Annotated in this window: 12 protein-coding genes; all 12 read right to left on the bottom strand. The window is 53.6% G+C overall.

All coding sequences use genetic code 11. From position 1 onward, the window contains the following. Positions 1–24: 24 nt before the first annotated feature. The gene (locus AK95_RS11955; protein WP_071220173.1) at positions 25–1,026 is read right to left on the bottom strand and encodes an ROK family protein; all 1,002 of its coding nucleotides are present in this window, start codon (positions 1,024–1,026) and stop codon (positions 25–27) included. After that, on the bottom strand, positions 1,023–1,655 hold the full coding sequence (locus tag AK95_RS11950) for a D-sedoheptulose-7-phosphate isomerase (RefSeq protein WP_071220172.1): 633 nt from the start codon (positions 1,653–1,655) through the stop codon (positions 1,023–1,025). The genes AK95_RS11955 and AK95_RS11950 overlap by 4 nt, the downstream gene beginning before the upstream one ends. Positions 1,656–1,679: 24 nt before the next feature. Beyond that, on the bottom strand, positions 1,680–3,167 hold the full coding sequence (locus AK95_RS11945) for an FGGY-family carbohydrate kinase (RefSeq protein WP_071220171.1): 1,488 nt from the start codon (positions 3,165–3,167) through the stop codon (positions 1,680–1,682). Positions 3,168–3,213: 46 nt separating this feature from the next. Continuing rightward, entirely contained in the window at positions 3,214–5,667 is a 2,454-nt protein-coding gene (locus tag AK95_RS11940; protein WP_071220170.1) for an alpha-mannosidase, read from the bottom strand. Positions 5,668–5,748: 81 nt separating this feature from the next. After that, positions 5,749–6,663: a class II fructose-bisphosphate aldolase gene (locus AK95_RS11935; RefSeq protein ID WP_071220169.1), complete on the bottom strand. Its 915-nt coding sequence runs from the start codon at positions 6,661–6,663 to the stop codon at positions 5,749–5,751. 27 nt (positions 6,664–6,690) lie between these two features. After that, entirely contained in the window at positions 6,691–7,350 is a 660-nt protein-coding gene (locus tag AK95_RS11930) for an aspartate/glutamate racemase family protein (protein ID WP_083397597.1), read from the bottom strand. Between the two features lie 155 nt (positions 7,351–7,505). Beyond that, positions 7,506–8,405, bottom strand: a complete 900-nt coding sequence (locus AK95_RS11925; protein WP_083397596.1) for a carbohydrate ABC transporter permease — start codon at positions 8,403–8,405, stop codon at positions 7,506–7,508. Beyond that, complete coding sequence (locus AK95_RS11920) at positions 8,402–9,319, bottom strand: carbohydrate ABC transporter permease (protein WP_083397595.1); 918 nt, start codon at positions 9,317–9,319, stop codon at positions 8,402–8,404. The genes AK95_RS11925 and AK95_RS11920 overlap by 4 nt, the downstream gene beginning before the upstream one ends. An 85-nt stretch (positions 9,320–9,404) precedes the next feature. Next, complete coding sequence (locus AK95_RS11915) at positions 9,405–10,724, bottom strand: ABC transporter substrate-binding protein (RefSeq protein ID WP_162487569.1); 1,320 nt, start codon at positions 10,722–10,724, stop codon at positions 9,405–9,407. A 194-nt stretch (positions 10,725–10,918) separates the two neighbouring features. Beyond that, the gene (locus AK95_RS11910) at positions 10,919–12,139 is read right to left on the bottom strand and encodes an ROK family protein (protein WP_071220166.1); all 1,221 of its coding nucleotides are present in this window, start codon (positions 12,137–12,139) and stop codon (positions 10,919–10,921) included. A 166-nt stretch (positions 12,140–12,305) separates the two neighbouring features. Further along, positions 12,306–12,644: a four-helix bundle copper-binding protein gene (locus tag AK95_RS11905; protein WP_071220165.1), complete on the bottom strand. Its 339-nt coding sequence runs from the start codon at positions 12,642–12,644 to the stop codon at positions 12,306–12,308. Between the two features lie 126 nt (positions 12,645–12,770). Continuing rightward, positions 12,771–13,787, bottom strand: a complete 1,017-nt coding sequence (locus AK95_RS11900; RefSeq protein ID WP_071220164.1) for a CobW family GTP-binding protein — start codon at positions 13,785–13,787, stop codon at positions 12,771–12,773. Positions 13,788–13,806: the final 19 nt, after the last annotated feature.

The following is a 13,806-nucleotide window of genomic DNA, read 5'->3' as shown; positions in this document are numbered from 1 at the left end:
CCGATATTCCCCCTCTTTGCTTCATCATCGTGGATTAACTGTCTCCGCATCTGCCAGCATGGACAGTGCATGCATGGCGACCGATAGGCCCGCATAATCTCCGACCCGTTCGCCCAGCGCTGCCGGAACCACTTTGCATACCGACAAAGCCCCAGGTAACGCTTCCCGTTTCAGAACTTCAAGCGCCACAGGCTCCAGCAGCTTTTGCTGACGGCCGTAGATGCTGCCGATGACAATCATCTCGGGATTCAAAATATCCACCAGCACGGACAGTCCCCGCCCCAGTTCTTCTCCCACGAGGTGAAAAACCTTCAGGGCCGTTGGGTCACCATCCTGGGCCGCTTCGCCGACCGACTGGGCCGTGATGGAAGCCAGCTGTTCTTTATCGCTGCAAAAGGAGGTCGTACCTCCGGCGTTCAGCACCGCTTCCGCATGGGTTGCAGCCAGTCTGGCGATCCCGCCGCCGCTGCAAAAGCCTTCAAAGGATCCCGCTTTGCCATACCCGACCGGACCGTCATGCTCCAGCCGGATATGGCCGATCTCGCCGGCCATATCGTTCGTTCCCGTATACAGCCGACCGTTCAAGATCAAGCCGGCTCCCATGCCTGTTCCGAATGTCAGGAACAGCATGTTTTTCGTGCCACGGCCGGCGCCCCATCTCCATTCTGACAAGGCGCATGCATTGGCATCGTTTTGGAGGCCGACCGGTACCCGGAAACGTTGTTTGACCGGACTCACAACATCAATCCCATTCCAATGCGGCAAATTCGGCGGACTGTGGACAAGCCCGAGCTCGCTGTTCAACGGACTGCCGCAGCTGATGCCGATTGCCTCAACGCCGGGCAGGTGCAATTGCTGCAGCAATTGCTCAAGCACATTCATCATGATGGTTAGTGCTTCCTCCGGTTCATGAGGCGTCGGAAAGCGTTCTTTGGCCAGGATGGTCAGCGTTCCGTCAGCTTCTTGCCTGCCGACGGACACGGAGCATTTCGTCCCTCCAATATCGAAACCGGACAAATAGGTCATGCAAAGAACGCCTCCTCCAGCATCAGACATAAGGCATGATAAACCGGAAGATGCCGTTCCTGAACGTCCGAGGTCTCTTCCCAAGGAACGGCAATCGTGACATCGCTGATCGTTTTAAGGACTCCCCCGCTTTTGCCGGTCATGACGACGCTGCTCATCCCCGCTGCCTTGGCCACCTGGACCGCCCGAATTACGTTGACGGAATTGCCTGAAGTGCTGAGTCCCAGCAGAACATCGCCAGGTTTGCCGTACCCGTATACCTGCTGGGCATACACCATGGACGGCTCCACGTCATTGCTGAACGCGCTGATCAGACCCTGTTGGCTGACGAGCGATATGGCCGGGAGCGCTCCCTGCAGGTGATCGGCCATATAATCCCCCTGCTCCGGGTCGACCTCGATTAGTTTCCTTCGAAACGCCAGGGGCACCGGACGCGTCATCCGGAACCCCTTCATCAATTCGCCGACGATGTGCTCCGAATCCGAAGCGCTTCCCCCGTTGCCGCAGATCAACAGTTTGTTCCCTTTATAAAAAGCAGATTTTATAATTTCAAAAGCACGCAGAACATCATGCGCGCAGCCCGCAAGCTCCGGGTATTTGCGCTGCATATTTTCCATGATTGCATTCATGTTAGCCTTCACTCCTCATCCAGCTCATTTCCGTAATCTAAGATGATGGCTGATCGGAATATATTGAGATTCGTAAATATCACGGTAAGCCGAATGCTCCTCCTCCCGAAACGGGATATACTTAGAGCTCCTTGCGTTATTTGCGCTGGCCGCTGCTTTCCGGAGCGAGGAATAGATACCTGATCCCGTGCCGCCGAGCAGCGCCGCTCCCATCATGGACGCCTCCCGGATATCCGGTACCTCCAGCATACATCCGGACACGGCCGCTTTTATTCGCAGCCAAGAAGCAAGCCTTGCACCACCGCCCGTCACGCGGATCCGTCCCATCGGCCCTTCCAGCAAGCCCGCTGCCGTTTCGCGTACGCGTTCCATCTGGTACGAGGTCCCTTCCAGCACCGCTTTGCACAGATGACCGCGGGTATGGCCTTGGGTTAATCCGATGAACGCAGCTTTGGCATTCGCATCGGGCTCCGGCGGACCGCTTCCTGTCAGAAACGGAAAGTACAGAATTCCGGTCGGTCCCGGCCCGCAGCCGACCACCTCCTGTTCCATCGCTTCGTAAGTGAGACGAGGATGGCCCATAATCGAGCGTGCCCATTCCACAGAACCTCCGGAGGCCGAATTGCTGCCCATCCAGAACATGCGCCCCTCCACCGGATGGAGTCCGAAGGCAAGCTTTGAATCATAATCGCGCGACTTGAGCCCTCGTTCCTCCATAACGCCCACCAGCGTTTCTGCGGTGCCCATGGAACTGTACACGTCTCCCGGTCTTAACGCTTCCACCGCCAGCGAGGCGCAGAGATGGTCATGGCCGCCGATGCATACGAGCGCCGAGCGCGGCAGGCCGAGATGGTTCGCAGCGCCGGTCACATGCCCGATCGCATGACCGCTTGGAAATGCCTCCGGAAACAGGTCCAGCGGCAGTTTCAAATGGCCTAGCCACTCCTTATCCCACGTCCTGGTCCGGATATCGAAGGCATAGGTCCGGGCCGCAAGCGAATAATCGAAGGCCATCACGCCCGTCAGCCGGTAGGCGATGTAGCCGGCTACCGATAGCCATACCGCATGACTCATTACGGTCGGATCGCGCTGCTTCAGCCACAGGATTTTTGCCAGGCTCAGCTTGAAGGAAGGATGCAGTCCGCTGGCGAGAAACCTCGCTAACGGATCATCCTCCGTTTCCAGCAGTTGAGCCTGAGGCGCGGAGCTTCTGTCCGACCAGGGCACGATCTCCGATATGGGCTCTCCCGTTCTCCTGTCAAGCAGCAGTCCGCTCTCCGCCATGCTGGTGATTCCGATGGAAACGATCCTTGCCGCTTCCACCTTGCCGGCGGCTTCCTTGATCATGTCCGCCACGTCGGTCCATATGCGGAGCGGGTCAAAGTAGGTACTGGCATCCCTGTGAACATAAAGCTTGGTTTGACGGCTCGCTTGGGACAGCATCCTGCCCGTATCATCAAAGACACCGACCTTGCTGTTGGTCGTTCCGATATCAATGCCGATCATGAGCATGCCAAACCCTCTCCTTATCCGTTGAATTCAGCCACCGACAACCGATTTATTTCAATCCGGAGCCTTCCTCCAGATCCCATTCCATCAGGTTGGTCTCCTTCACCGGCTCTTCCGGATTTTTCGGGATGCGAAAGGTTTTGATCTCGCTTGGCCCGAATGCCGCATCGATGCTGCGGTTCCATTTCGGCAGTCGAATGACGGCCTCGGTTCCGACCCGGTTGCTTTCGTAACAACGGATCACCAAATCATCATTGTCCTCCGCTTGTTTCACGGCGCTCACGATGATATTGTCCTGATCCACCTCCAGCAGTGAGTCCTTCTGCGGCAGTTCGCCATCGTGATAGGTCTCGATGACAATCGTCGGCCGTTGATTAAGCTCGAGCGCCCGCTTGACGGTGTCGGCATGCTCCCATGTTCCGGCATGGGGAAGCAGCCGGTATTGGAACTGCTGAATGCCTTGGTCGATGAAGGAATAGTGCCCGTCGCGCTTCGGCACATGCGGATCATGGTGGGCATATATTGGACTCCGGAGTACGGTAAGGGCCAGCTCCTTGTTATGGATGCTGTAGCTGTACTTCGCGTCATTCATCAGCGACATCCCGTAGACGCTTTCGTCCTCACGTACAATACCGCTGAAATCGACCCAGCTTTGGCCAGGCTCCTCTTCCCCGTTTCCTTCGCGTTCGATGTAACCGAACGGAATTTCATAGCTGTGGCGGGTAAAGATCAGATTCATCGGGAAGACCAGCTTGAGCATTTTGAACTGCTCGCGCCAGTCCGCGTGCACCTTAACATCGATGTAATCAAGCTCCTTGTACATCGTAAAATCCTGCACCAGACGCGAAGCGCCGTACTCGCTTGTCACCCGGATGACCGACTTCACCGGACCATGCTCCACTCGCTTCACCGAGACGGCCCGAAATTCGCCGATCTTGTCCTGGAAGTGCAGCACCTCATGACTCCATGTATCCGACTCGTCCTTCATGACGGTCGGCACAGCAGCCGGACCCTTAAACAGCTCAAAGCCGACCTTCTTGTCGTAGAGGCTGCTGATACATCCGGTTGCCGGATCAAATTCCAGCCGGAAGCGCTTGTTCTCCATCGCGAAGTCGCTGGCTTTCAAGCCTTCCGGTTTGACGTCGGTGCTACCGGCAAGCTGAAGCAGCTTATACACGCGGTATCCCATGGACGGCAGTTCGGCCACGAAGCTCAAACGGTAGCGTCCATTGGACGTGGCATGGGGCTGCACCGTCTGATAAGGGATCGTTTTTCCCGTTTCATCCACCAAAACGGCCCCTTCCTTCAAGCCGCCGATCTCCACCTCGACATTGACACTGCTTGCCCAGGCATGCGGGTTGAAAACCACGAACGGCTTCATTCCCTCCTCATGCTCGATGCCGATGTTCCATGAGAACTTCTGTATCGCATAATTCAGATTGCGCTCGGCAATCGACATGGCTTCCCCATGCATGTTCCGGGCATCCTCATAAGCGGATTCCAGGCTTGTGCCAGCCAGAATATCATGGAACTGGTTGAACAATACGTTCTTCCAGGCGGTTCCGTAATCGTGCGGATAAGGCTGACCCAACAGACGTTCCGCGAGAGCGGACCATTTCTCTGCAGCGCTCAGCTTGTTCTCGGCTTGCCGGTTCCATTGCTTGATGCCGGAATGGGCCGCGTAACAGCCGCTGGCATGGTGCTGGAGATCGTCATGAACGACAGGCAGGGGAACCTCCAGCCTCTCCATCTCCGCAAAATATTGATTCGGCGTAGAGAATACCAGCTCCGGGAAAGACTCGTCGTCATTCAGCCTCCGGATGCTCTCGATGTTTTCCTTCGTCGGTCCGCCCCCATGATTGCCCACGCCGTAAAACACCATGATCTCGTTATGCGGATCCTTAAGCTCTGTCATACAGCGGCTGACGTGCCGCTCCAAATCCTTGCCCCAGGACAAATATTCGAACGGAATGCGGTAAGAGGTAACCCGGCTCCCATCGCTGGACTCCCATAGGAATAACCGGCCGGGCAATCCCTTCTCGCTTGGCATCGGACGCATGAAAATATAGGAATCCATCCCGCTTTTCTTCAAAATTTGCGGCAGCATGCCGTTATGGCCGAAGCTGTCCACGTTGTAGCCGACCTTGGCCGTCACGCCGAATTTCTCCAGAAAATATCGCTGACCGTACAGACCTTGGCGGACAAAGGATTCCCCGTTCGGAATGTTACAGTCCGGCTGGATCCACCAGCCGCCCACGATCTCCCAGCGGCCTTCCGAGATGCGCTGCCGAATCTCTTCAAACATGGCGGGATCGTTGTTCTCCACCCATTCGTACATGGCAGCCGAGCTTGACGTATAGACGAAATCGTCATACTCGCTCATCCGGTCGAGCACCGAACGGAAAGTCGCCTTTGTCTCCTGAAAACCTTCCTGCCACTGCCACAGCCACACGGGATCCAGATGGGCATTGCCAATCATGTGGAGCTTCTGCTTTTGCTTCATATGTGTGAACCTCCTGTAAGTTCAAAGATTTGAATGTGTATCTATAATTCAAACGCATCCGGATTTCAGCAAATGAGCCTACTAAAAATGATGTCCTTGACCCTCGCTGTTCAGAACATGGCGAATTTTCTCCACCACCGTCTCCGCAACGGCCTCCCGCCCCAAAGCTAGCTGGGCTGGACTTAACCGAAGGCATTCCTTGTTTGTCATCCGTTCCTTCCGGTTCAAAGCGTCCAGCAGCGCCAGCTCCAGATCGGTGGCGATATTCACCTTGCTGACACCGCCATCCGGCAGCTTAACCGCCTTCTGGACCATATCGGCCGGCACACCCGAACCCCCATGCAGGACCAGATGTACGGGAGTCAGGGTACGAATCGCCCGGAGCCTTTCATAGTCCACTTTGGGCTGCTTTACCATGTAGACACCGTGAGCTGTACCGCACGAAACCGCAAGTGCATCCACACCGGTCTGCCGGACAAAATAAGCCGCTTCCTCGGGATCCGTATACAGCTCCTCATCCTTGTCCGTCTCCACGAAATCCGTCGTTCCGATCATGCCGAGCTCGGCCTCGACCGATACGCCCTTGGCATGAGCATACTCCGCCACCTCCCGGGAAATGGCGATGTTATCCTCCAGGCTTTTCTCCGAAGCATCAATCATGACGGATGTGAAACCTGCCTCTATCGCTTCCTGAATCGGTCCCGGTTCCTTGGTATGATCCAAATGCAGAACGACCGGAACGGTGATGCGGTCCGTGTTCAGCCGCTCGTAAAATTCATCCGCGAATTCGGCCGGTGTTATGCCGTAACGGATCAATTCTTTATGTGAAATTTGCACGATTGCCGGTGAGCCGCTCTTCTGGGCTCCTTGTAGCACGGCCGCGATCATGGGCGTATAGCGTGGCGAGAAGGAACCGATGGCAAACCGGTTGACCTCGGCAATCTCCAATGCTTTTTTCAGCGTAAGTACGTTGTCCGGCTTGGTTGTACGAGTCATGATTTCATCTCTCCCTATCCTTTTTGTCTAGGTAAAATAAAGCTGCTTTAGCCGCTCCATCCCTAACCTTGGGCTGGTTAATATGCGCGATCCGATTTCCTTCGGTAAGGCCGGTATGACCCTGGACATCGATGCCTGCGCCAACACCACGACTTCGCATTGCTGCGCCAGCTGCTGGAGCTGCTCCGCAAGAAGCTCATCATGCCCCTTCTGGTCCCCGTCCATCAATTTGGCGTAAGCCTCGGAAACGACCAGCGGAATGAGCTGGATGGAATCCTGTTGATCGGCGGCCTTTCTGTGAAGCAGATTTAGGGTGGGCCTCATGGTCGTCTCCAGCGTTGCGGCGACCCCGATCCTCCGGCCCCTCGATACGGCCAGATCTGCCATGGCATCATCAATGCGAACCACGGGCACGCTGACCGTTCCCGCGGCCCGCTCGGCGATGTCGCCAACGGAGGAACAGGCGGACAGTATACATTCGGCCCCCGCTTCTTCCGCATACCGGGCATAGGTGGACCATTTGTTTGCCACGGTCTGGACGGCTGCCTCATCCCCCTCCCTCAACTGCGACAGGATCGAATCATCCAGCCAATGAAGGAGTGTGCAGCCGGGCAGTATTTCCGAAGCCAGCTCTTTCAACAGCGGGATCGTGACCGCCGTCGTATGGATAATGGCTAATTTGTTCACGTTCGTGCCTCCTTGTCGATACCATAGTTGGCATTGCATATTTATTTTTGGGAACGTTCCCGTTCGCATGGAAAAGAGCGGATGGACATCTGGATGCCCATGCCCATGGACATGAGCATGGGGGTTACGGCTGCGAAAACCGTCATCTAGATGGCTCAACCCTTCAGGGCCCCATTCAGATTCATGCCTTCTAGGAAATAGCGCTGGAACAGCAGGAACACGATAATAATCGGAAGCAGCACCATGCAGGATGCGGCCAGCAGAAAGTTCCACTGCGTGTTCAGCTGTCCGATGAATACCTTCAGACCGATGGGCAGCGTAAAGGTTGCCGGGTCCGTCAAGTACAGCAAGGGGCCGAGAAAATCGTTCCAGCTGCCGTTGAAAGCCAGTACTCCGACGGTGGTCAAAGCCGGTGCGGACATGGGCACAATCAGTTTTCGCCAGATATAAAAATTGTTGGCCCCGTCAATATAAGCCGATTCGATCAGTTCCGTAGGTATCGTCATATAGAACTGCCTCAGCATGAAGATGAAGAACGCGGAGCCCAGAAACGGCGGAACGATCAGCGGCAGAAACGTACCTACCCACCCAATATTCGCATAAAGAATATACTGCGGGATCATCGTTACGAACCCCGGGATCATCATCGTGGCCAGGATGACCGCAAACCAGAAATTTCGTCCGACAAACCTCATTTTTGCAAACCCATATGCAACGAGCGAGTTGGACAAGACGGATCCGACCACCGCAAAGGCGGCGACGATGACCGAATTGCCGAGGTAGCCGCTAAACGGCGCCGCCTGCCAGGCTTCACCGAAATTGCTCCATACAAATTCCGTAGGCCACCATGTCGGGGGATAGGCGAATACCTCCTGAGATGTCTTTACCGCTGTAATGAACATGAACCACATGGGCAGCAGTACGGTTAACGAGAATAACGACAGCAGAATAAAGTTGACCGCCTTCAGCATGCGGTTGGTCTTTTTCACGCTCGACAGCCGTTTCAACTTGGCGGCTGCTTCTGGTGCAGGTACGGAATAATGGGGAGTGCTCATCGATGGTCACCGCCTTCGTAATGAACCCAATATTTCGAAGCGGTCATGTTGATGACCGTGATGATCATGACAATGACGAACAGGAACCATGCCATAGCCGAAGCGTATCCCATCCTATAGTCCACGAACGCCTCGTTGAACAAATGCAAATTGTAGAACAGCAGGGAGGAGGCCGGGCCGCCTGCCCCGTTCTCTGACATGACGTAAGCTTCCTGGAACACCTGGAACGCGCCGATCATCGTCGTGACGACGTCAAAGAATATGATGGGTGTAATCATCGGAATCGTAATTTTGAAAAAACGGCGGATTCTTCCCGCCCCGTCGATCTCTGCGGCTTCATACAGCTGCTTCGGAACGGAATGGATGGCGGATAGGTAAAGCAGCATGCTGGTCCCGATTCCCCACAGTCTCATCAGCACGAGCGAAGGCTTCGTCCATGCCGGATCCGTCAGCCACGAAGGGCCTTCGATCCCGAAGAAACGGAGAACCGTATTGATCAGGCCGGTCTGGGGACCAAGCATTTGCATCCACAGCATATACATCGCAACGCCCGCCAGTACGGTCGGCAAATAGAACAGCATCCGGAAAAATCCGCCGCCCCAAACCTTCTGGCTCAGCAGCGCGGATACGGCGATGGCCGCGATGGCCGAGAACGGAACCCCGACCGCTACGTACCACAGCGTGTTGGAGATCGATTTCCAGAAGAGAGTATCCTGAAAGAACATTTCGGAATAATTGCTGAGGCCGATCCAGTCCCGCCTGGAAGTAATATTGTAGTTGGTGAATGAGACATACAGGGAAAACAGCAACGGTCCGCCGGTTAGAGCGAAGAACCCCAACAACCACGGCGAGATAAACAAGTAACCCTCCAAATTGCTTCTTAAGCCGATTCTTGCCTTATTCCGCATTTTCATCACTTCCCGCTTCTAGTTAGTGGTATATCCGCAAAAGGGTGCAACACCGAGTCGCGCCCTTTTGCGGATCATACGGTTATGATGCTTACTTCTTATTTCGCTGCACGAGATCCTCGACCGCTTTCTGGGCTTCGGCCATGGCTTCTTCCGGCGTCTTTTTGCCGATCCATACTTCCTCCACCTTCGGTTTCACGAGGTCCATGTGGCTTGGCGCGAATACGGGGAACGGCGTCAGCGCGGTCCACTCCATGTTCTCGGTCGCTTTTTGGAATACTGGATGAGAGAGCGCCTCCTTGCTCTCCGCGGCTTCGATGTTGGCTACGCTGTCGTATACTTGCGTCGCCCAATATGTTTGAGCCTTCGTATCCGTCAAATACTTGACGAATTCCCACGAGGCATCCGGATGCTTGGCCCCGACCGGAATTTCAGCTGTAAAGCCGCCGCCCCAGGACCAGTACCCTGAGCCTTCTTTGAACTCGGGAATGAAGGCCATGCCGTAATTTTTATCCGGCGCGAAATCGCGTACCTTGGTGAACTCGGTAGCCGTTTGCGCAATCATCGCTACCTTGCCGGATACGAACGGATTGGTCATCCCGTTGCCGAACTCGGCTGTAAACGCATCCAGTTTTCTTTTGGTGTAATAATCAAAATAGTTCTCCTTCACCCATTTCACGGCTGCCAGCTTCTCAGGCGTATTCACGGTTACAGTTCCGTCAGGTTGGAGGAAAGACTGTCCCCCGGACGCATTCAATGCCCAGAAGTCCCAATCGACATGGGTTAACGGGTAGAATCCCAGGCGCTCGATATTTCCCTCGTCACTCACCTTATCGAGCTTTCTGGCGGTCTCAATCAATTCGTCCCATGTTGACGGAGGAGCTTCCGGATCCAGGCCCGCTTCTTTGAACATATCTTTATCGTAGAACAGGAGCCTTGTATCCGTGGTAAACGGAATGCCGTAGGAATGGCCCTCATGAACGGTTGCATCCCACAGCTGAGGATAGAATTTATCTTTAAAGCCCGGCTCCTTATCGATATAAGGCTGCAAATCCATCGATTGCTTGGCGTCCGCCCGGGTTGGAACGCTGTTAATATCCTGAATGACAATGTCTGGAGGATTGCCTGCCGCGGTTGCCGCTAACGCCTTTGTCCACACATCACCCCAAGGATAATGGACATGCTTGACAACGATTTTGTCCTGGGAAGTATTGAAATCACTTACAATTTGCTCGATGACAGCCTTATGCGTACCGTCACCCCACCAATCCCATAACTCCAGCGTGATTTTCCCGGCATCGGCCGGATTCGCCGATGTATTCGTGTCCGTCTCTGCGCAGCCTACTAAAGCAGTTGACATTAAGAGTACAAAGGTTAAAAGCATAGTGCCAAGCCTTATCTTCTTCATCATCGTGGCCCCCTGTATGAGTAGTAGTGAACATTTGAACATTCGATCATTAATTATTAAACCTTATTCAATAATTAAGGAGTCATATCGGAATTATAAACGCTTACATTATAAAATGTCTATATTTTTTTAATGATTTCACTAAATTTATTAAACTATCTTTAATAATAAAGGGGGGTGAGGGTAATCATTCCCCTCTACTCGCTCATTTCGTTCAGAAATTTTTCGAGCACGATCGTTCCGGCACCGATGATCCCTGCAAACTCTCCCAGCTCGGATGGCTGTAGCACGATTTTATTGTGGAAGCTGGACAGGCTTCTGTTATAGGATGTCTCTTTGACATATTTGAAGAAATCCGGGTATCGGTTCGCAAGGACTCCACCGATGATAATGGTCTCCGGGGTAAGCAGATTAATGACATTCGCCAGAGATATGCCGACATAACGAGCCGATTCGTTCAGCATGTTGGCAGCCAATTGATCTCCTTCCAGACCGGCCGTAATCACATCGGTGACGTCCAATCCGTGATCATTGCCATCAAACGAGGATTTAAGAGAACTCGCAGCTCCGCGCCGCAGCTCTTCTCCGACCCTGCGGACGATGGCGATGCCGGAGGCGATCGCTTCCAGGCAGCCATAATTGCCGCAATTGCAGCGCGGACCGTCAATATCGATCGTGCAGTGCCCGATCTCACCGGCTCCAAAAGGGTACCCCTGATATATTTTCTGGTTGAAGATCAATCCGCTCCCGATTCCGATATCAGCATCCACGTATACCAAATTGCTGAAATGCCTGCCGTTTCCATACCATAACTCACCGAGTGCCATCACGTTAGCGTCCTTCTCGATTTGGGTCGGAAGCTCCGTATTCTCCTCGATCAGTCCCTTTAATCGCACCTGATGCAGCCCGGGAAGGTTCGGCGGAGACAGGATCTTGCCTTGGACCGGATCCAGCGGTCCGGGAGCTCCCACGCCTATGCCGATGATTTGGGACTTCAGGCCCGACTCGTCCAATACGGCTTGGATCGTGGAAATAATGACATTCACCACGCTGCCGCGATTCGCGTTATCTTCGAAGATGGAGCGTTTCTCCATCATCGCTTTCCCCTGCAAATTAATGACTGCCGCTCTTACGGAGGAGGCGCTGATATGAACGCCGACCGCGTAAATATCACCGGAATTCAAGGAGAGGAGTTTGGGCTTCCTGCCCCGGCTGGACTCGTCATAAAACCCGGCTTCAGCAATCAGCCGATCCCTCATCAGCTCTTCCACCAAATTGTTAACGGCGGTAAACGTCAAATTCATCTTGGCTGCGATTTCCGCTTTCGTTAAACTGCCATAGTCGCGGAGCAGCGCAATAATGCCGATACGATTCAGGTTTCGGACATGCCGATTGTTCTTTCCAACGGAATTATTCATGTTACAACCTCATTCTTTTACCAATAATTGTACTTGCCCTCTAACACATCTATCATAGGGGAAATTTCGGAGTTAGTAAAACCCCTTCCTCAGTCTGCAAATGAAAAGCCTGATCTCCTCATGGGAAATCAGGCCTAATGATATCGCACAATTGCGTTTGTTTAACTTAAACGTGGCTCAGCATTTCGCGGCATGCTTCGGCACATTTCCGGCATGCATCTGCGCATTGTTTGCAATGCTCGTGCTCATGCTTCCCACACTCTTCCGCGCAAGCGAGGCATGCCTTGATGCACAGCTCGCAAATCTCCTTAACGTAAGGGCTTTTTCGTGACATGGCTTGAGCCGCAAACGCACATATATCGGCACACTCTCTGTCGAGGGTTATACAATCGCGAAGCATGGCCAGTTCGTACTCTTTCAGGCAGGACACATAACATACATTGCAAGCGTTCATACATTGGAGACATGCTTCGATACATTCTTTATATTTGAGTTCATTTAACATTGGATAGATCCTCCTTGTAGTTATTACGCTATGCCTTTGTATTAAACGTTCGACTGCCCTCTGAATCAAACACCGGCCAGAAGACCCAAGGTATAATTGCCCAAGTTAACTAGGCAAATGGTTGACTTATGCCCAGCTTGTCTTCCCCTCGAGCTTTTCAAGCTGCTCTCTTAGCAGCGACTTCTGGAAGTGCTCCCCAATAAACACCACCACATCCGGCACTTGGCCCTGGGGCGTAATCTTCATAAAATCGGATTCGCGAAACGCGTACTGGAACAAAAAACGGCTGTTCGTATCGCTGAAGGTGAGAATGCCTTTCGCCCGGTACACATCCCGTGGCAGCCCGGCTATCAATCGTTCGAATTCCACACTGTTTACCGGATGGCTGAAATAGTATGTGTAGGACATTACATGATCATGAGAATCGTGAGCATGACCATGCTCATGGCTGTTGGCTTGCTTGTTCTTGTCTGTATGCTCATGGGCATCCCTGCCCTCTCGATTATGTGCAATCGAATGCTCATCCCGGTCCTGGGGATCGCTCTGCAGCAGATCTTCAAGCTTTATGTCGCAGCGCACCGCAGGCATGATCGGAGCATACGGATTCCAGCGCTCGACCAGCTGCTGAACCGTCTCTTTGCCCTGATCCGTCACTTGGTCCATCTTATTGAGGACAAGTGCCGAGGCTGCTCGAATCTGCTCCTGCATCAAACGATAGGTTTTCCCTTTCTGCTCTATATTCAAATGCAGCAGATGCGCGGCATCCACGACAGTGATCAGTTTTTTCACATCGATTCTCATGTATAAAGAAGCTTCCGCCGCCGCGTCCAGGATTTCCATCGGATTGGCGATCCCCGTCGCTTCAATGACGATGACATCCGGCTGCTCCCGCTGGATTAGCATCGCGATTTCAGATGATAAATTGGATCGGATGGTACAACAAATACAGCCGCTCAGCATCTCCGCCGTCGGTACTTCTTCACCGGCGACAAGCCCTTCGATGTTGACCTCGCCGATCTCATTCATGACAATGGCCGGCCGCAATCCCTGCTGCTTGAAGGAGGTAATGAGTCGGCTAAGCAATGTCGTTTTTCCACTGCCAAGAAAACCTGATAAAATATAAATGGGTGTTACGTGCTCCACGTTCCATACTCCTTTGCGT

This window comes from Paenibacillus sp. LC231, from assembly GCF_001860525.1.
Taxonomy (GTDB): Bacteria; Bacillota; Bacilli; order Paenibacillales; family Paenibacillaceae; genus Paenibacillus_AQ.
Note: the sequence above shows the minus strand (reverse complement) of the source record. Positions and strands in the feature narration are given on the sequence as shown.